This is a genomic window from Kitasatospora sp. NPDC036993 (assembly GCF_055607525.1).
Genome location: NZ_JBVJRP010000003.1, coordinates 307,562 through 326,181, shown reverse-complemented (window position 1 = coordinate 326,181; position 18,620 = coordinate 307,562). Strand labels below are relative to the sequence as shown.

The following is an 18,620-nucleotide window of genomic DNA, read 5'->3' as shown; positions in this document are numbered from 1 at the left end:
ATGCGCAACGATGACGACACGGCCGTCCTGCTGGCGACACCCGTGGACGCCGACGCTCTTCGCCGACTCCACCTCCGTCTGGAGCAGGCCGCCGAGCAGGCCGACCTGATCGATGTCGCCTACACGACCATCGACTCGCCCGTCGGCAGGCTGCTGCTCGCCGCCACCCCGAAGGGGCTGGTCCGCGTGGCGTTCGACGGTGAGGACCACGACCAGGTTCTGGAAGCCCTCAGCCACAAGCTCAGCCCGCGGATCCTGCGCGCGCCCAGGCGGCTGGAGAGGGCGGCTCGCGAGATCGACGAGTACTTCTCCCGCAGCCGCCGGGTCTTCGACGTGCCGCTGGACCTGTCCCTGTCGCGCGGGTTCCGGCGCCTGGTGCAGACGCATCTGCCCGAGATCGGGTACGGGCAGACCCGCAGCTACCGCGACATGGCCGAACTCGTCGGCAACCCCAAGGCCGTCCGGGCGGTGGGCACGGCCTGTGCGACCAACCCGCTGCCGATCGTCGTCCCGTGCCACCGCGTGCTGCGCACCGACGGCACCCTCGGCGGCTACATCGGCGGAGTCGAGGCCAAGACCGCGCTGCTGGACCTGGAGGCCGCGGCATGAGCGGCACCGAGGCGAACGGAGGGGCCGGAGACATCGCCCCGGGCGCCACCCACATCCCGAACCGGCTGCCCATGGGAGAGCAGAAGTGGATCACGGACCGGTTCCACGAGTGGGTGCGAGGCCCGGTCCCCCTGCGCGCCGCGACGGTCCGCGGCCACCAGATGTCCGTGCGCACCGCATGCCTGGGCTGGCACTGGCAGCCGTACCGGTACACGCGGCAGGCCACCGACGTGAACGGCGCCCGTGTCCTCGCGTTCCCCGACTGGATGGTCCGTCTGCGACGCAGCGCCTTCGGGCCGCCGGGTACGACACGGCCACGGCCGCCTCGTACCCGCCCGACACCGCGCTGGTGAACCATTACGACGCCCAGGCCCGCCTGGGAATGCACCAGGACAAGGACGAGGCGGGCGACCGATCGTTGCTCAGGAAACGGGGCAGGCTGCGATGAGCTGTGTGGCTAGGCCCGACCGAGGTCGCTCCGGGAGGCCGGAGGTGGTGCTGCCGGTGATCGCGGCGGTGGCCACGGGGTGGTTTGCCCCTTGGACACGTGTCGCGGAAGGCGATGGTTCACAGCTCGCCGGAACGTCCGTAGCGGTAGAAGAAGGGGCCCAGCTGTCCGGCCAGCGCACGGGTGAGTGCTGAGCTGTCTTCGAGCAGGCGGGCGCCGGGATCGAGGTCGCCGACGAAGACGGGGTCGTAGCCGGCATCCCGGATCAACTGCTCGGTCGTCTCCCGCGCGGACGCTTCGGCGGCGTAGAGGTTGCCCGGGCGAACGCGCTGCGCCTCGATCCGGTCGTACATCGAGGCGAAGTTCGTCGAGAACGACTTCGCGGTCGGTCCGCCGACGATCGACTTCACCTGGTGGGACAGAGAAGGGAAGGAGTCGTCCCGCGGACCGTAGAGGTTGCAGGCGTCGATGGTCACCTGCCCGGCCAGCCCCGACACCCGCGCCAGCGCGTCGGTGATCGCCGAGCCCGGCACCGCGACCACCAGGACGTCGGCACCGGCCGCGTCGCCGCCGGCGCGGCCAAGACCGGTCACCTCATGGCCGGCCTTCTCCCACAGACTGGCCAGGCCGCCTCCGACACGGCCTCGCCCCACAACGGTGATCCTCATCCCGACTCCTCACTCAGGTCTGTCACAGCCGATCCTCGCAGTGTCCCGGCCGACTCGCATCGGTGACGGTCGCCTATGCGGCGGGGTTGCGCGGGCTCTGCCGGCGGCGCGATCCGGTGCGGCGCCGTGCGGCGTGTGCGGGAACCGCGTCGTGATCAGCCAGGTGAGGGGGCGGCCGGAGGAACGTCAGTCCGCCTCGCGTGAAAGTGAGCCGAGGAGCCGGTCGAGGAGTACGCCCAGCGTTTCGACTTCGTCGTGGGAGAGCGGGTCGAAGAAGTAGCGGCGGACGGTCTCGACGTGCTGCGGCGCGGCGGCCTCGATCGCGGCCCGGCCCTGGGCGGTCATCCGCACCATCGAGCCGCGTGCGTCGTTCTCGCACGGCTCGCGGGCGACCATGCCGCGCGTCTCCATGCGGCTTATCTGATGCGACAGCCGACTCCGTTCCCAGCCCAGCTCGACCTGGAGCTCCCGGGCCCGTAGGACGTCGCCCGGCGACTCGGACAGGGGGACGAGCACCGCGTAGTCGGCTCCGGACAACACGGAGTCGTGGGCGAGCTGCCGGTCCAGAGCGCTCTGCAGTTGGCGCTGAAGGTCCCGGTACTTCTTCCAGACAGCCGCCTCACGCACGTCGAGCCAGCGTGGTTCGTTCATGAGGTCACTCTTCTGGGTGTGTGTCCACTGGTTCGGAAATCGTAGCCGGAGGCCCTCAAGCGGCTTCGCGCGGTGTCCGAGGGAAGGGCCGGCCGGACCGGAGCACGTCTACAGGACCCGGCGCAGCCGGGCCGCGCGGGCGGTTTGGGACAGTGCCGCTTCCGGCGCCATGGCGTCGAAGCCATGGAATCCGCCCGGCCACAGGTGGGTGAAGTACACGGCCGGTCTGGGGAAGTCGGCGGTACGCGGGCGGCAGATCAGCGGTGAGACGTCAGGTGCGCCGGGCGGGCCCGGGATCCGGTGCTCCCGCACCTCGATCGCTCCGCCGCGCGCCAGGTCTTCGTCCGACGGCCGCCGGCCGGCGATGGAATGACGCACGGAGGAGATCATGGACGGCAGGATCGCCGGCGGCAGGACCGCCGCCAGAGGCGCGAGCGCCGGGGCGAGCTCGGGGTCGAAGGGCGGCGGCGGGCCGGGGTTCGTGGTCTGGGGTTCGCGGGGTGCGGGTGGCGTCATCGGTTCTCCTGGAGATGGGCTGGGCGGCCCTGGCCCGGTAGCCGGGGTGTGGGTCTTCGGAGCGGGGCACGGGATGCCGGAGCGTCTGTGGGGCTAGGCACAGGCAGGGCCATCGCTACTTGTTGACATGTCAACAAGACCGGTGGGACTCTCAAGACGCGTCGGCTCGCGTCGGCTCGCGTCGCATTCGGGAGCGAAAGGGAGTTCTATGGCCAAACCCGCAGGCGGAGCCCGTGTTCGCGTCGGCAGAACCCACTTGGACGGCCGACACCGTGCTGCACCGGTACGTGTCGGCACCTGGGCCGAGAGGACGTGTACACCGTCGGTTGCGCCGTCGGCCGACATCGACGTGTGCACCGAACGGGCCCTCTGATGAGGGGATCCCGCCCGGGAATCGGCCATCCGGGGCTCCTCGGCCGACGCGGCGAGTCGGACGCCTTGGATCGGCTGCTCGACGGCGTTCGGTCCCGGCGCGGCGGCGCCTTGGTGGTGCGGGGAGAGCCGGGCATCGGGAAGACCGCGCTCATCGACCATGCCCCGACGGCACCGGGCCTGAAGGTGTTGCGCGCCGTCGGCGCCGAATTCGAGTCGGAACTCGCGTTCGCCGCGCTTCACCAGCTCTGCAAGCCGGCTCTGCACTGGCAGGAACGGCTGCCCGCGCCGCAACGCGAGGCACTCGACGGGGCGTTCGGACGGTCCACGGACTGCGTACCCAACCGCTTCCACGTGGGCTTGGCGGTGCTCAACCTCCTCTCCGAGGCCGCGGCCGAGCAGCCTGTGCTGTGCGTCGTCGACGACGCGCACTGGCTCGACCAGGCATCCGCGCAGGCCCTGGCCTTCGTCGCGCGCCGGCTCCAGGACGAACCCGTGGCACTGTTGTTCGCCGAGCGCGACGCGAGCGAACGCCACGAACTCGCGGGCCTGCCCGAACTGACGCTCCGCGGACTGGCCGACGACGACGCCCGCCGGCTCCTCGCGTCGCAGATCCACGCGCCTCTCGACGGTGCCGTGTGCGACCGCATCATCGCCGAGGCGCGCGGCAATCCGCTCGCCCTCCTCGAACTGCCCCGCACCGCCGAGCTCGCCGGTGGGTTCGCGCTGCCCGCGGCGTCGCCCACCTCGGGGAAGGTCGAGGCGAGCTACCGGGCGAGACTGGCCGAACTCCCGGCCGGGACACGGACCCTGCTGTTGATCGCGGCGGCCGATCCGACCGGCAGCCCGGTGCTTCTGGACGCGGCGGCGGAGCAACTCGGCGTACCCGATGACGCGGTGACGCACGCCGAGGAGTCCGGCCTGGTGGCCATCGGCGGCCGGGTGCGATTCCACCATCCGCTGGCGCGTTCGACTGTCTACCGGTCCGCTGCCCTCGACGAGCGCCGCACGGTACATCGTGCGTTGGCCGAGGCCATCACGGACACCGAGCCCGACCGCAAGGCGTGGCACTGCGCGCAGGCTGCGTGCAGGCCGGACGAGGACGTCGCCGCGGCGCTGGAACGATCGGCCGACCGGGCCCGGGCCCGCGGCGGCGTCGCCGCCGCGGCGGCCTTCCTGGAGAAGGCCGCGAATCTGACGCCGGATCCCGCCCGCCGCGCTGTGCGAGCCGTCGTCGCCGCGTGTGCCAAGCGTGACAGCGGCGCCGCGGACTCCGCGTTGTCCCTGCTGTCCATGGCGGAAGCCGGACCGCTCGACGGCCTCCAGCGTGCCACGGTGGCCATGCTGCGCGCGCGGATGGCGTTCGACAGGAACCGGGACGACGCCGCGGTCGAGAAGCTGCTTCGAGCGGCCAGGTTCATGGCACCGCTCGACACCTTGTCGGCCCGCGAGGTATTCCTCGAGTCCCTTGCGGCAGCGGTGTTCGTCGGCCGGTTCACCACCGCTGACCGTATGCTCGACATCGCCGAGACCGCCCGTGCCATGAGCCCCACCCCATCGGATCCGCGCCCGCTCGACCGGCTGCTCGACGGATTGACCACCCAGGTCAGGGACGGGTACACGGAGGCGGTTCCCGAACTGCGCCAGGCCGTGGACATCTACCGGCGCGGTGCGGGACGCGACGCGTACGACGTGGGCCAGTTGTGGGCGGCCTGCGGTCCCGCGATGGACTTGTGGGACGACGCGGCATGGCGGGAGCTGGCCTCCCGTCAGCTCGAACTGGTGCGCAGCGCGGGCATGCTCGCCGAACTGCCCGTGGCCTTGAGCTACCGGGCCCTCGCGCATGTCCACGCGGGCGAGTTCGCCAACGCCGCCGCGCTGGTCGACGAGGCGCACGCGATCGCGGCGGAACTCGGCACCCCGGCCGTGATCCACGTCGACGTCACCGTGGCGGCCTGGCGCGGCGACGAGAGGCGCACCGCCCGGCTTGCCGACATCGCCGCCCGTGACGCCGAAACGCGCGGCGAGGGACGGCTCCTCAGCGCCACTGAGTACGCCCGGACCGTACTGCTCAACGGCCTGGGCCGCTACGACGCTGCCCTGGAGGCGTGCCGAGCAGCAGCCGACCTCGATGAGATCAGCTTCCACTCCTGGATACCCGTGGAGTTCATCGAGGCCGCGACGCACGCCGGACGCCCTGATCTCGCGGAGCCCGTCATGGAGCTTCTGTCCGAGCGCACGGCCGCGAGCGGCTCCGAGTGGGCGCTCGGGACCGAGCTGCGCTCACGGGCCCTGCTCACCAAGGGGCCGACCGCCGAGAAGCTGTACCAGGAGGCGATCGAGCGTCTCGGCCGCTGCGACGGCGCCCCGCATGTCGCGCGAGCCCGACTGGTCTACGGTGAATGGCTGCGCCGCGAAGGCCGACGGTCCGAAGCGCGGGTGGAGCTACAGGCGGCGTACGAGCAGTTGTCCGTGCTCGGGGCGGCGGCGTTCGCGGGGCGGGCCGCCCGTGAGCTCGCCGCGACCGGCGCCCGCGCGCGGAAGCGGGTCGGTGACGCGCCGACCCGCCTCACTGCTCAGGAGTTCCAGATCGCCCGGCTGGTCGCCACGGGGGCGACATCGAAGGAGGTGGGCACGGCGCTCTTCCTGAGCCCGCGCACCATCGACGCCCATCTGCGGAACATCTTCCGCAAGCTCGGCATCACCTCTCGCCGCCAACTGCGCGATCTGCCGCTGACCACATGACCACATGACCACGTGGGCGTGGTGGGCGGTACCTCGGCGCCGCCCACCGCGTCCACGTGTGAGTCGTCAGTCCTTGCCGAGGAGCTGAAGCTCCCAGGCCAGGCTGGTGCCGAAGCTGCCGCCGTGGTCGAACATGATCTGGCTGATGCCGGGGACGGTCGCCTCGCGCGCCCAGTCGCGCTGCCACTCCCCGAGGACGGTCCCGGCGGTCGTCGGGATGACGCCCGCCTGGATCATGCGCTGCACGCCGCGTTCATGCGCCTCGACCGTCGTCGCGCCGGACGCGTCCGTCACCGCGAACACCCGGTAGCCGTCGGCCATGGCGTGGATCGCGGGGAAGGCGAGACAGATGTCCGTCCACAGGCCGGCTATGAGGAGGTCCTTGCGGCCGGTGGCGGCGACGGCGTCCACCACCCGCTGGTCCTCCCAGGTGTTGATCGTGGTGCGGTCGATCGGCTTCTGCTCGGGGAACACGTCCTGGATCTGCCGGATGATCCGGCCACCGCGGTCCTCGACGACCGTGGTCAGGATCGTCGGTACGTCGAACAGCTTGGCGCCCTTCGCCAGAGCGGTCACGTTGTTGACCACGAGGTTGGGGTCCATGCTGTGCGTCCCGGCGAACTGCGCGCCCTGGTGGTCGATCAGCAGGAGGACCGACCTCTCGGGCGCGAGCAGTGCGTCCAGGCCGGTGTAGGTGATGCCATTGGCTGCCATGTGAGTCTCCGGTATCGCGGGTTCCCCGAAAGGCCGGCCGGCCCTCGTCGAATCGAAAGCTCCCATCGCGGCGTGCGGCCTCGCATCGGTGACGGCCGCCTAACCTCCGGGGTCCAGTTGCGGCGGCGTCCGGATCCTGATCGGACACCGCCGTGACGATCGCGGTGGCGGCACCGAGCCAGGCGAGGAATCCACAGGCCGGCGGAGCGAAGGACGAGCGCGGCAGGGGCGGTCGTTCACGGGGGAGCGATCCCTTCCAGGGCACGCTGCGGCCGGACGTTGCCGCCGATGCCGTGCGCGGCCCGGTAGTTCACCCTGCCGACCCCACCCGGGCCCGGCAGGGCGAACAGCCGGGCCACCACCATCCGGCGGGCGCCGCGGGACCACCGGCTGCTGCTGGTGTGGTTCGCGATGATCGGCGCGAGCTGGTGGCAGCTGCTCCTCGCGCCCCTGTTCGCCTTCGTGCTGGGCCAGTTGGCGTTGCTCGGGCACGATGTCGCCCATCGCGCGGTGTTCGCCGGCCGCCGGGCGGCCGATCTGGCGGGCATCCTGCTGGGGAACCTCGTGGTCGGGATGAGCTGCGGATGGCGGGTGGACGACCACAACCGGCACCACGCGCATCCGAAGGTCCGTGATGGGGAGATCGACGCGGCCGTGGTCGCGGGACCGCCGGACGGCGAACCCGCAGGGGTGGCCCCGCGGGTGCTTCTGGAGGACCGGATCGTCGCGGTCCTCCCCGCCGGGAGCCGGCCCTCGAACCGTCCGATGGCCCTCTGCGAGGCGGTCGGCGGCCCGGTCATCAGCTACGGTCCCGACAGCGGAGCGCACGCGTTCGTCCGCGAGGCGTTCGCCACGGCGGGGCTGCGGCTGGACATCGCCTGCGCGACGAACGATGTCGCCCTCCAGCTCGCCCTGGTCGCCGAGGGGATCGGCATCGCCCTGACCTCCAGGGCGAGTCCGGTCCTCGCCGCCGACCGGCGCTTCACCGTGGTGCCGCTGGAGCCCGCCATCCGGTTGCGAAAGGTGTTCGTGTGGCGAGCCGGTACCCGGCCCAGCCTGCCGCTGCGGGCCTTTCTCGACCTGTGGACGGAGCTGTCCGACCGGCCGGCGCCTGACGGTCCGGTGGCCGGGGCCACCATCGGTGGATGACGTCCGCAAGGGCGGGGCGGTCGCGGGTCGAAGTGCTTCGGCGCACCGCCGGACCGGGCGCGAAGGGGCTACGGCCCGAAGGGCGATGACGGTTCGGCGGCACCCTCTCGGATCACGCGGCGGCAGTGGAGCGGGGCCATTTCCGGTGACGCGCTTGAAGGCGTTGCCGAAGGCGTTCTCCGAGGAGTACCCGAGGGCGGCGGCCAGGGCGGCGACCGGTCTGCCGTCGTGCCGAAGGCCGTGCCGGCCGTATGCGCCAGTGGCAGGGCTGGTACGGGTGGGTCGAGACGGTGCGTGGTGAGAGGAAGACGTCGTCGGCGACGATGTTGTCGATGCTGACGGCGAGGGCCTCGCCGTTGCGTATGCCGCAGCCGCTCATCAGGTCGGTGACGAGGCGGAAGGTGTCGTCGCCGGCGGTGCGTATGTCCCGGACCTGGGCGGGGGAGGGGATGACGGCTCGCTCGGGGTCGTCCTGGGGTGGCGGCCAGGTGGTGGCGGAGTGCGGCGGGGTCAGGCGTGGGTGGGGTGGACGAGGCGGCCGTGGTGGATGAGTGAGACGGACTGCTTGAGGCGGCGCACCCGGATGCTGATCTCGTAGCCCCTGATGCCCTCGATGCGGGCGACGCGGCTGCTGAGGTAGCGGTAGAAGTCGGGGGTGTCCTTGCAGATGACGATGGCCATGATGTTGTGCCGGCCGCTGACGGCGAAGGCGCAGGCGCACTCCACGTGCCGGCTGATCTCCTCGCCGATGCGGTGCAGCTGCGACAAGTCGACCTGGAGCCACAGGGCGGCGTTGAGCTCGTAGCCGAGGCGTTCGGGCATCGCGTCGACGTCGTAGGTGAGGGAGCCGGTGGCTTCCAGCGCCTCCAGCCGTCGGGCGACGCGCGGCTTGGACCAGCCGGTGAGCTCGGCCAGGCGGGTGTGCGAGGCCCGGCCGTCCTCCGCCAGGGCTTCGAGGAGGGGGAGGTCCTCGTCGCCCGGGGCGAGCGGGGGCCTGCCGGGGACGGGGCGGTCCTCGGTCAGCCGTCGTACCTGGTCGTCGGTGAGGGAGCCTTCCGCGCCGGTCCAGCCTGCCGTGTCCGGGCTGCCGAAGGCGTGGACGACGAGGTCGACGCTCAGGTCGAGGACGGAGGCGGCCCTGGGGAGCTGCCGCAGGAGGATGTCGTCGCGGGCGGTGCCCGCGGGTGAGCGGATGATGCAGACGATCTCCCCGCCGGAGACGACGCCGACGTAGGCGACCTCGGGCCTGCGGGCGAGGGATTCCGCGAGAGGGCCCACGGCGTCCGGGCGGCAGCGCAGCCGGGCGATCCACTCGGCCTGGCCGTGGGCGGCCGGGTTGCCCAGCCCGACGACCCGCAGGACGCCGCTGCGGCGCAGGGCGTTGTAGCGGCGCGCCACGGTCTGCTCGGACACCCCGACGACCTCGCCGAGGCGGCGGAAGGAGACGCGCGGGGCGCAGTGGAGTCCGTGGATGATTTTGCGGTCCAGATCGTCGGGCATGGAGGAATCCTGCCACGGTGTACCGGCCGGATGGAGGCTTGGCAACGCCGGGCCGGATCGCCTGGGGGGTTCGGCGGCCCCGGGGCGAAGCTGGTCGGCGGCTCCGCGGGTGATCGGTGGACGGCGCGGACAGCGGCGGCTCCGCCGGTGTGCCCGCTCCCGGAGCAGGGCGCGCGCCGGACGGCGGCGCTCATCCAGCACAGGGGTGCCCGCGCGGCACCCTCCGCAGCCGAAGGAACGTCCTCGTGAACTCCGCAACGGTGCAGGACCCCAGGGCCGGACGGGCCGTCACGCTCGTCCTGGCCTGCCTGGGCGTCTTCGTCGCCTACCTTCCCGTGACTACCGTGTCGGTGAGCCTGCCGGCGATCCAGCGGGCCCTGGGCGCCACGACGGCCCAACTGTCCTGGGTGCCGGACGCGTTCGTCCTGCCGATGGCCGCGCTCATCCTGACCACCGGCGTGTGGGGCGACGTCCACGGCCGCAAGCGGGTCTTCCAGGCCGGCATGGCCTTCTGCGCGCTCGGCGCGGCGATCGCGCTGACCGCGGACTCGGTGCAGGTGGTGTGGGCCGGGCAGGCGCTCTCCGGCCTGGGGGCGGCGGCGCTGCTGCCCACCACGCTCGCCCTGATCAGCCACGCGGTGCCGGACCACCGGGAGCGGGGCAGGTTCATCGGGCTGTGGGCGACGTCCCTGCTGGCCTCGCTCGCCGTCGGTCCGCTGATCGCCGGCGTGCTGCTCGACCACGTCGCCTGGCGCTGGATCTACCTGCTGCCCATCCCGGTGTCGTTGACCGTGCTGGTCGTCGCGGCGTTCCTGCTGCCCGACTCGCGCGCGCCGCACGGCCGCCGGCTCGACTGGCCCGGGCAGATCACCGCGGCCGTCGCGGTCACCGCCGTCGTGTACGGCGTCATCGAGGGCGGCGCCGAAGGCTTCGGCGAGCCCGCCGTGGTGGCGGCCCTGGTGCTCGGCGCGCTCGGCGCGGTCGCCTTCGTCCTCGTCGAGCGCCGCAGCACCAGCCCGATGCTCGACCTGGCCCTGTTCCGCAGTCCGGCCTTCACCGCCACCGCCCTGGTCGCCATGATCAGCTTCCTCGGGCTGATCGGCTTCTTCTTCGTGCTGAGCCTGTACTTCGGCCTGGTCCAGCACCTGAGCACGCTCGAAGCCGGACTGCGGATGGTCCTGGTGTCCGGGACCTCCCTCCTGGTCGGCATCCCCGTCGGACGGCTGATGCACCGGGTCTCCGCCCGCGTCCTGATCACCACCGGCCTGGTCCTGACGGCGACCGCGCTGCTCACGCTGACCAGCCTCGACGCCCACACCTCGTACGGCTCCCTCGCCTGGCGACTCGTCCTGCTCGGTCTCGGCCTCGGCGCCGTCTTCGCCCCCATGACCGCCTCCGCCGTCTCCTCCGTCCCCCACCACCTGGCCGGCATGGCGGCGGCCGGGAACAACGCCTTCCGCCAGGTCGGCGGCGCCCTCGGCCCCGCCGTCCTCGGCGCCCTCCTCACCACCCGCGCCCTCGACGCCCTGCCCGGACACCTCGCGGACGCCGGCCTCCCGGCCGAGACCGGCAGCCTCGTCCTCGGCACCGCCCGCGACCAGGGGCTCGGCGCCGTCGCCGGACTCGACCTCGGCGCCGCCACCGGACCGGCCCTCGGCGCCCTCGGCGACTCCTTCCTCGACGGCCTGCGGCTCTGCCTCGTCGTCTCCGCCTCGCTCGTCCTGCTCGCCGCCCTCGCCTGCGCGGTCCTGCTGCGCCCGGCCAAGCCGGTCGGCAGGCCCTCGCCGACGGCCGCCGACTCCGCGACGTCGGCACCGGCACCGACACCGGCGCGCCGCCTCGCGACCGCCTCGGCCGGCGGCGTCGCGGCGCCGGACGCCGTGACGGAACGGACCCAGTGACGGTACGCACCCCGTGACCCGGGCCGGGCCCGGCCCACCACCGGTGCCCGGCGGAACCCCGCCGGGCGCCTGACGGCCCCGCCCGCGAGGCGGTGGCGCACGGCCCGCGGGGCGGGCGGGGCGACGGCCCGGCCGTATCGTTGGCCCGGTGTGCCGAGGTGGCGGCGCGACGACGAGTCGCCGGAGCCCCGGGGTGCGGGGCCGGAGCGGACGAGGGGAAGAGGGACTCATGACCGAACGGGTACGCGTGGGCCTGGTCGGGGTCGGCGTCATCGCCGGGACCCATCTCGACGTCCTCGCCGAACGGCCTGACGTGGAGCTGGAGTTCACGGTCGATCCGCGCTCCGTGACGCCCGTCGCGTTCCGGGGCTCGGCGCCGCGCCACTACGGCCACCTCGCCACGGCGCTCGACGAGCACCAGCCGGACCTGCTGGTCCTCGCGACACCCACCGAGACGCACGCCGAGCTGACGGAGCTGTCCCTGCTCCGCTCCACGGCCCGGGTGCTGGTGGAGAAGCCGCTGGTGCACGATCGCGCCGCCCTCGGCGCGCTGCGCGCGCTGGACGGCAGGGCCGACGTGCGGGGCAGGGTGTTCACCGCCCACCACTTCGCGTTCTCTCCGGAGGTCGACTGGGCGGCGGAGCTGATCGCCGCGAACCCGGACTGGGGGCCGGTCACGGCCATCACCTCGGCCTTCTACGACCCCTACGTGCTGCGGAGCGAGGCGGCCTTCGCCTCGTACGTCTCCAGCTGGACGGACTCGGGGGTGAACCAGCTGAGCATGCTCACCCGCTTCGTCGAACTCACCGGACTCACCGGCCTCAGCCAGACGGACGGCGGTGCGAGCGCGTGGTGCACCGTGGGGTTCCGCTCCCGGGGCGAGGCGGGCACCGCCCGGCTGCGCAGCAGCTGGCTGACGGGATCCAGCAGCAAGGAGAGCAGCCTGGTGCTCGGCCGGTCCGGTGTGGAGATCTGGATCGACCACACGGCCATGACCGGATTCGCCGCCCGGGAGGGGGAGTTGCTGGCGACCTTCGGCACCGACGGCCGGACCGGGCGGAAGGTCGCCCACTACCGCCCGCTCTACGCGGGCCTCCTGTCCGGCCGGCCCGACCCGGTGCTCGGCTTCGACGCCGCAGCGACGATCACCGCGATCCACCACTCGGTGCCCGGAGCGCGGTAGCCGTTCGGCCGGCGGGATGCCGGGGGGGGAACGCGAAAGGGCGCCGGATCGACGGGGGAGCGATCCGGCGCCCGGCTCGGGGGCGGGGGCGCGGCATCGCCGCGGCACCCGGTGCGGGCCGCCAGGGACCGCGCCGGAGGCGGCGGGCCCGGATCTGTCGGTCCGTCAAGAGGATGCTACCGACGGTGGCTTGAGCTGTCCATGGTCAGTTCGAGGGGCGGGTGTGCCGGGCCCCGGAGTGGGGTCGGAGTGCGGTCGGAGGTCAACCGGGTTCCGGCGCGGGGCCGTTCGGCCTGCCCGAAGACGCGGCCCCAGCGGAGCGGCGGGGACCTACTGGCCCTCGGCGGAGCCGGTCTCGGCGGAGTCGTCCTTCGGCGCGGCCTCCGGCGCGGCGGCCGGGGCGGCCTCCATCGCGGTCATCCGCGGGAGCAGGAACAGCACCGCGACCAGCAGGACCAGCAGCAGGCCGCCACCGACGAAGAGCGGGGTGCGGATGCTGACGGTGGAGGCGATCCAGCCGCTGAGGGCGGCGCCGGCCATGATGCCGAGGCGGGTCAGCAGCATGTAGCAGCTGTTGACCCGGCCGAGCAGTTCCTTCGGCACGGCCTGCTGGCGCAGCGAGATCGCCTGGATGTTCCAGGTGACGATGCCGAAGCCGATCACGCCGTACAGCGCGGCCACCTCGGCCACCGAGGTGCTCAGGCCCATCAGGATCAGTGAGACGCCCATCAGCAGGAAGGCGACGGCGATCCGGGTGCCCCGGCCGAGCAGGCGGCTGAGCCGGCCCGCCAGGGTGCTGGCGGCGGTGCCGCCGATCGCGCCGGCCGCGAGGACGATGCCGTAGGAGGCGGCGGGGGCGTGGATGACCTTGGTGACCATCAGGACCATCATCGTGGTGCCCATGAAGCAGGTCAGCGCGCCGAGGGTGGAGAGCACGGCGAGCATCCGCACCTCGCGGTGGCGGGCCAGCCAGTCGACACCCTCGCGGATCTCGGTGAGCACCGAGCGGTCCGTCCGGGTGCGCGGGGTGGTGGAGCGGCCGGTGGCGGCGACCAGGACGGCGGCGAGCGCGAAGGAGAGGCCGTCCACCGCGAAGGGAGAGGCGACGGCGACGGCGAACAGTGCCGAGCCGAGCAGCGGGCCGATCAGGTTCCCGCCGACCAGCATGTTGGCCTGCATCCGGCCGTTGGCGGCGTCGAGCTGGTCGGGGCGGACCAGTTCGGGGACGGCCGAGGTGGCGGCGTTGGAGAAGACCGTCTCGCCGCAGCCGAGCACGAAGGCCAGCGCGGCGAGCGCGACCAGTGGCGGGTCGGCGAGGAGGACCCAGCCGGCGAAGGCGAGGACGACGACCGCGCGCAGGGCGTCGATCGTCCACATCAGCCGCCGCCGGTCGGCCCGGTCGGCGAGCACCCCGCCGTACAGCGACATCACCAGGAAGGGCAGGGACGCCGCGACGGAGACCACGGAGACCGCGCCGGGGGAGTCGGAGACGGCGACGGCCAGCAGCGGCAGGGCCGAGTCGCGCATGCCGTCGCCGACCGAGGAGATCGCTGACGCGGACCACAACAGGTGGAACTTCCGACCCAGTTGAGGGCGGCTTTTGGACGGTTTTGCGGCCAGGTCAGCTGAGGTCACCGACGCAGTATGTCATGTCCGCGGAGTACTGTTCGGGCGGATTCCGAACTGTCGCTGGTATCCCGAACTGCCCGTGTCGGCACGGGTGTCGGGCTCGTCCGGTGCCGTCCGGAGTGTCGGGTGGGGTTTCGGTCGGTTCGGGCGGGTTTCCGGGCGGACGGGCCGGCGGCGGCGGATGCCGGCGGCCGCGGGCCGGCGCGGTCAGCCGAGCCCGGAGAAGCCCTTGGCGAGGGTGGTCAGCCCGCCCGCGAGCGCCAGGCCCAGCACCACCTGCCGGGCGCGGGTCTCCGGCACCCGGGCGGCGAGCAGCCGGCCGGCCGCCGCGCCGCCCGCGAGTGCCGCGGCCACCAGCCACCAGGCCGCCCCGGACAGCGCCGGGAGGTCCTTGGCGGCCAGCGAGAAGGCGTTCACCAGTACGCCGTAGAACTGGGCGTTGGGCAGGAACTCCCGGGCCGTCCAGCCGGTGTTGACGGCGTACAGGGAGACGGCCGGGCCGCCCACCCCGGCGGCCGAGTTCATGAACCCGCTGGTGGCGCCCGCGACCAGGGCCCCGCCCACCCCGCGCAGCGCGGCCGCCCGCACCCCGCGCAGCACCAGCGCCGAGGCCAGGGTGACCAGGACGCCGATGCCGATCAGCAGCGCGGGGGCCGGCACCCGCGCCGCGACCCAGGCTCCGGCCGGCACCGTGCAGGCCGCGGCGAGGACCAGCGGCAGCATCGCCGTCAGCCGGACCTGCCGCCAACTGCCCAGCAGCCCGGCGGCGCTGATGGCGCCGGCGGCGAGGTTCGACAGCGTGACGCCGTCGCCGGGACCGAGCAGCAGGACCAGGACGGGCGCGGCGACCAGGGCGAAGCCGATGCCGGCGAGTCGCTGGACGGAGGCGCCGAGCAGGACGGCGCAGCCCAGGACGAGGTCGGTGGTCCAGGCCTCGGACATCTGATGCGGCCCCCTCCCCGTGGCGGATGACCGGATCGTCCGACGGTCGCACCGATCATGCCGCACGGCCGGGTTGCGGGGTGGGCACGGGCAATGCCCGTCAGTGCCCGTCAGTGCCCGTCAGTGCTTCGGCAGGGCGTCTGCGGACTCCGGCAGCGGGTAGGCGCCGGCGTCGACCGGACCGGGGAGGTCGGTGGCCGGCCGCCCCGGCGCGCTCGGATCCGGCAGCGACGGCTGGGCGGGCGGCGCCGGGACCTGGCTGAACGGGACGCCGGGCGGCGACTGGACGGGGCTGGTACGGCCGAACGGCGGGGCGGTCCGGCCCTGGACGGCGCAGCCCGCCAGCGTCTCCAGGCCGTCCGGGCTCTGGACGGCGGGCTGGTTGCCGGTGAAGCAGTTGCCCGGGTCGACGGAGGCCAGCACCAGGTCGGTGCCGTTCCCGGTGACCCGGTTGCCCTCGATCCGGTTGCCGCTCGCCGGGTGGCCGGGCGGGTCGGTGACGGCGACGCCGGCCGCGCGGTTGCCCTGGACCAGGTTGCGCTGCACCTGGTTGGCGGTGCCGCCGCCGATCCCGATGCCGATGCCCCAGGCGCCGTCGGCCTGCTGGGGGGTGTCGGCGGCGTTGTTGTCGGTGACGACGTTGCCCGCGATCACCGCGCCGTGCTGCGGGGCGAGGGCTTCGAGGTCGTTGGAGTTGACGGTGACGCCGACCCGGTTGCCGGTGATCCGGTTGCCGACCACGGTGAGGTTGTCGGAGGCGTTGGTGATCTCGACGCCGACGGCGTTGCGCTCGACGGTGTTGTTCCGCACCAGGGTGTCGCAGGGCTTGCACTGGCCGACGTAGATGCCGGAGTCGGCGCCCCCGGAGGCGTACGAGTCCTCGATGACGCCGCCGCGGGCGTCGAAGGCGTAGATGCCGTACAGGCCGTTGTTGTACGCGGTGACGTTGCCCGCGCGGAAGCCCTGGAGGGGCGGGAAGCGGACGGTGTCCAGCGGGTCGTAGGCGGAGCCGCCCGCGCCGTGCTGCTGGAGCTTCTCGTCGGTGACGCCGGTGAACAGCACGCCGTTGGCGAGGTAGCCGTGGACGGTGAGGTTCTCCACCACCGAGCCCGGGCCGGAGGCCGTGATGCCGTTGACCAGCTTCAGGCCGCCGTCCAGGACGACGGTGTTGCGGTCGGTGCCGCGCAGCACGACCCGGGGCTTGGTGAGGCGCACGCTCTCCCGGTACGTGCCCGGGTCGACCAGGACGGTGTCGCCCTCGCGGGCGACGTCCACGGCCTGCTGGATGGTCGGGAAGTTCTGCGGGACCCGGACGACCGTGCCGCCGGGGTGCCTGGCGTCGGAGGAGGACGAGCCGCCGGAGGAACAGCCGGAGAGGGCGAGGACGGCGGCGGCGAGCAGGACGGGCAGGCGCTTGACGGCCGGGGTCCCGCGTGAGGGCGTCGTGGCGGAACGAAAGTGACGTGTGGTCAAAAGTTGCATACGGCGTGTTCTATCGTCTCCAATGTGCTCCATGCATGCCGAAGCCGCAAAGGAGCCGGACCAGCCACCGACCGCGGGGGGCGGGGTGGGGCGCCGAGGACTGCTCGCGGGCGGGGCGGTGGCGGCCGCCGGGCTCGGCGCCGGGGCCGCCGCGCTGGCCCTGGGCGGCGGGAGCGCGAGGGGCGACGGATCGGGCCGGGCGGCGCCGCCGCCGTCGGAGCCCTCGATCGTGCCGTTCCACGGTGAGCGGCAGGCCGGGGTGATCGCCCCGCAGCAGCCGGCCACCCAGCTGCTGGCCCTCGACCTGGCACCCGCCGCGACCTCGGACGGCCGGGCCGCGCTGCGCGCCCTGCTCGGGGAGCTGACCAGGGTGCTGGCCGCCGCGGCGGGCGCCGGGGTGGCGGATCCGCGGCTGCGGGACGGGCGGCCCGCCGGGTTCAACAGCGTGCTGGGGGTCGGTCCCGGGCTCGCCGCCCGGCTGGGGCTGAACGTTCCGGCAGGGCTGCTGACCGAGCTGCCCGCCTTCCCCGGGGACCGGCTGGACCCGGTGCGCGGCGGCGGCGACCTGGTGGTCCAGCTGTGCGCGTCGGACCGCTGGCCGCTGTCCGTGGCCGCCGAGCAGGCGGTCGCGGCGGCCCGTACGGCGGGCGCGACGGTGCGGTGGACGCAGTCCGGCTTCCTGCCCAGGACGGCCGGGGGCGCCACCCCGCGCAACCTGTTCGGCTTCAAGGACGGCACGGCGAACCCGGTCGAGCCGGAGGCCGGGCAGTGGGTCTGGGGCCCGCCCGGGCCGCACGAGCACGGAACGGTGCTGGTCTACCGCCGGATCCGGATGGACACCGCCGCCTTCGCCGCCCTCCCCGGAGACCGGCAGGAGCAGGTGATGGGTCGCCGTCTCGGCGACGGCGCCCCGCTGACCGGTACGGCGGAGCACGACGAGCCGGACATCTACACCAAGAACCCGGACGGCTCGTACGTCCTCCCGGCCACCGCGCACGTCCGCCTCTCCAGCCCCCGGCTGGACGGCGGCGCCCGGATGCTGCGGCGGGGCTACAGCTACGACGACGGCCCGGACGACCGAGGGCTGCTGTTCTGCGCCTTCGTGCGCGACCCGGCCCAGTTCACCCGCGTCCAGAACCGGCTGGCCGCGCGCGACTCCCTGAACGCCTTCATCGAGCACACGGCCTCGGCGGTGGCGTACGTGCTGCCGGGCGTGCCGGCGGGCGGGACGCTGGGGGAGGGTCTGTTCGGATGAGCGGGGGAGAGGGGCCGGCCGGGGCGGGCCGCGAGGACGAACTGCCGCTGAGCGGTGGGAACATGAACACCGGAGTGGTCCGGGTCGGGGACACCGTGCGGCGCCCGGCCGGGCCGTGGACGCCCGCGGTGCACGCGCTGCTGGAGCACCTGCACGCGGCCGGGTTCCGGGCGGCGCCGCGCCCGCTCGGCCTGGACGGGCAGGGGCGCGAGGTGCTGACGTACCAGCCGGGCCGGGTGGTCTGGCCCGACCGCTTCGACCTGCTGGACCCGGCCGAGCGGCTGGCCGGGGTGGCCCGGCTGATCCGCGGGTTCCACGACGCGGTACGGGACTTCACGCCCCCGCCGGACGCCCGCTGGCAGGTGCTGATGCCGCCCGACGGCCCCGCCGACATCATCGCCCACAACGACCTGGCCCCGTGGAACCTGGTGGGCGGGGATGGGCACCGGTGGTCCTTCATCGACTGGGACACGGCGGCCCCCGGCACCCGGCTCTGGGACCTCGCGTACGCGCTGCACGGGTTCCTGCCGCTGTCGGCGCAGCCGGGCCTGCGGCGCACCGATGCCGTGGCGGCGGCCCGGCTGCGGGTCTTCGTCGACGCCTACGGGCTGGACGAGGGCGAACGGCGGGCCCTGGTGCCCCTGTTGGGGCCGCGGACGCTGGCCATGCACGACTTCCTGCGGGACCGGGCCGGCCGTGGCGTCCAGCCTTGGGCGAGGTTGTGGGCGGAGGGGCACGGGGAGGTCTGGCGCACCGACGCCGAGTACGTCGAGGAGCGTCGGGAGGCGTGGGAGCGCGCGCTGCTGGACGGCTGACGCCGGGTGCGCGAGCGGCGACGGGGGTGTCCGTCAGCGGT

At 73.5% G+C, this 18,620-nt stretch carries 16 protein-coding genes; 8 read left to right on the top strand and 8 right to left on the bottom strand.

Features of this window, described 5'->3' with window-relative positions; translation table 11 throughout:
• Both ACZ7C5_RS07655 and ACZ7C5_RS07650 read left to right on the top strand, forming a co-directional pair.
• The gene (locus ACZ7C5_RS07655; RefSeq protein WP_401087734.1) at positions 1-609 is read left to right on the top strand and encodes a methylated-DNA--[protein]-cysteine S-methyltransferase; all 609 of its coding nucleotides are present in this window, start codon (positions 1-3) and stop codon (positions 607-609) included.
• Between the two features lie 178 nt (positions 610-787).
• Positions 788-1,057 (top strand): alpha-ketoglutarate-dependent dioxygenase AlkB, encoded by a 270-nt coding sequence (locus ACZ7C5_RS07650; RefSeq protein WP_401087325.1) that lies wholly within the window; start codon positions 788-790, stop codon positions 1,055-1,057.
• Positions 1,058-1,176: 119 nt separating this feature from the next.
• Here ACZ7C5_RS07650 and ACZ7C5_RS07645 read toward each other — a convergent pair whose 3' ends face one another.
• The 3 genes from ACZ7C5_RS07645 to ACZ7C5_RS07635 all read right to left on the bottom strand — a co-directional run bounded on the left by ACZ7C5_RS07645 (position 1,177) and on the right by ACZ7C5_RS07635 (position 2,892).
• Positions 1,177-1,725 (bottom strand): NAD(P)-binding domain-containing protein, encoded by a 549-nt coding sequence (locus tag ACZ7C5_RS07645; RefSeq protein WP_470322225.1) that lies wholly within the window; start codon positions 1,723-1,725, stop codon positions 1,177-1,179.
• A 186-nt stretch (positions 1,726-1,911) separates the two neighbouring features.
• A complete protein-coding gene (locus ACZ7C5_RS07640; RefSeq protein ID WP_401087321.1) occupies positions 1,912-2,376 on the bottom strand; it encodes a MarR family winged helix-turn-helix transcriptional regulator in 465 nt (154 codons plus the stop codon).
• Positions 2,377-2,484: 108 nt separating this feature from the next.
• The gene (locus tag ACZ7C5_RS07635) at positions 2,485-2,892 is read right to left on the bottom strand and encodes a hypothetical protein (protein ID WP_401087319.1); all 408 of its coding nucleotides are present in this window, start codon (positions 2,890-2,892) and stop codon (positions 2,485-2,487) included.
• 372 nt (positions 2,893-3,264) lie between these two features.
• Between ACZ7C5_RS07635 and ACZ7C5_RS07630 the strand changes: the two genes are divergently transcribed.
• Positions 3,265-6,009: a helix-turn-helix transcriptional regulator gene (locus ACZ7C5_RS07630; RefSeq protein ID WP_470322224.1), complete on the top strand. Its 2,745-nt coding sequence runs from the start codon at positions 3,265-3,267 to the stop codon at positions 6,007-6,009.
• Between the two features lie 66 nt (positions 6,010-6,075).
• Here the strand turns inward: ACZ7C5_RS07630 and ACZ7C5_RS07625 are convergent, their stop codons facing one another.
• Positions 6,076-6,723, bottom strand: a complete 648-nt coding sequence (locus ACZ7C5_RS07625) for a hydrolase (RefSeq protein ID WP_401087316.1) — start codon at positions 6,721-6,723, stop codon at positions 6,076-6,078.
• A gap of 411 nt (positions 6,724-7,134) precedes the next feature.
• On the opposite strand from ACZ7C5_RS07625, the gene ACZ7C5_RS07620 reads away from it, so the two are divergent.
• Positions 7,135-7,872, top strand: coding sequence for a LysR family transcriptional regulator substrate-binding protein (locus tag ACZ7C5_RS07620; RefSeq protein ID WP_470322223.1), 738 nt, complete (start codon positions 7,135-7,137; stop codon positions 7,870-7,872).
• Between the two features lie 510 nt (positions 7,873-8,382).
• Here ACZ7C5_RS07620 and ACZ7C5_RS07615 read toward each other — a convergent pair.
• A complete protein-coding gene (locus tag ACZ7C5_RS07615) occupies positions 8,383-9,372 on the bottom strand; it encodes an Lrp/AsnC family transcriptional regulator (protein WP_401087312.1) in 990 nt (329 codons plus the stop codon).
• 245 nt (positions 9,373-9,617) lie between these two features.
• On the opposite strand from ACZ7C5_RS07615, the gene ACZ7C5_RS07610 reads away from it, so the two are divergent.
• Both ACZ7C5_RS07610 and ACZ7C5_RS07605 read left to right on the top strand, forming a co-directional pair.
• Positions 9,618-11,273, top strand: a complete 1,656-nt coding sequence (locus ACZ7C5_RS07610) for an MFS transporter (protein WP_470322222.1) — start codon at positions 9,618-9,620, stop codon at positions 11,271-11,273.
• Positions 11,274-11,502: 229 nt separating this feature from the next.
• Entirely contained in the window at positions 11,503-12,456 is a 954-nt protein-coding gene (locus tag ACZ7C5_RS07605; protein WP_401087308.1) for a Gfo/Idh/MocA family oxidoreductase, read from the top strand.
• Between the two features lie 330 nt (positions 12,457-12,786).
• On the opposite strand, the gene ACZ7C5_RS07600 is transcribed toward ACZ7C5_RS07605, so the two are convergent.
• The 3 genes from ACZ7C5_RS07600 to ACZ7C5_RS07590 all read right to left on the bottom strand — a co-directional run bounded on the left by ACZ7C5_RS07600 (position 12,787) and on the right by ACZ7C5_RS07590 (position 16,500).
• Complete coding sequence (locus tag ACZ7C5_RS07600) at positions 12,787-14,022, bottom strand: MFS transporter (RefSeq protein WP_401087306.1); 1,236 nt, start codon at positions 14,020-14,022, stop codon at positions 12,787-12,789.
• Positions 14,023-14,292: 270 nt separating this feature from the next.
• A complete protein-coding gene (locus ACZ7C5_RS07595) occupies positions 14,293-15,027 on the bottom strand; it encodes a TSUP family transporter (RefSeq protein WP_470322221.1) in 735 nt (244 codons plus the stop codon).
• A 120-nt stretch (positions 15,028-15,147) separates the two neighbouring features.
• The gene (locus tag ACZ7C5_RS07590; protein WP_470322220.1) at positions 15,148-16,500 is read right to left on the bottom strand and encodes a right-handed parallel beta-helix repeat-containing protein; all 1,353 of its coding nucleotides are present in this window, start codon (positions 16,498-16,500) and stop codon (positions 15,148-15,150) included.
• A 40-nt stretch (positions 16,501-16,540) separates the two neighbouring features.
• On the opposite strand from ACZ7C5_RS07590, the gene ACZ7C5_RS07585 reads away from it, so the two are divergent.
• Positions 16,541-17,764, top strand: a complete 1,224-nt coding sequence (locus ACZ7C5_RS07585) for a Dyp-type peroxidase (protein WP_470322219.1) — start codon at positions 16,541-16,543, stop codon at positions 17,762-17,764.
• Entirely contained in the window at positions 17,761-18,579 is an 819-nt protein-coding gene (locus ACZ7C5_RS07580; RefSeq protein WP_401087299.1) for a phosphotransferase enzyme family protein, read from the top strand. Before ACZ7C5_RS07585 ends, ACZ7C5_RS07580 begins: the two co-directional genes overlap by 4 nt.
• Positions 18,580-18,620: the final 41 nt, after the last annotated feature.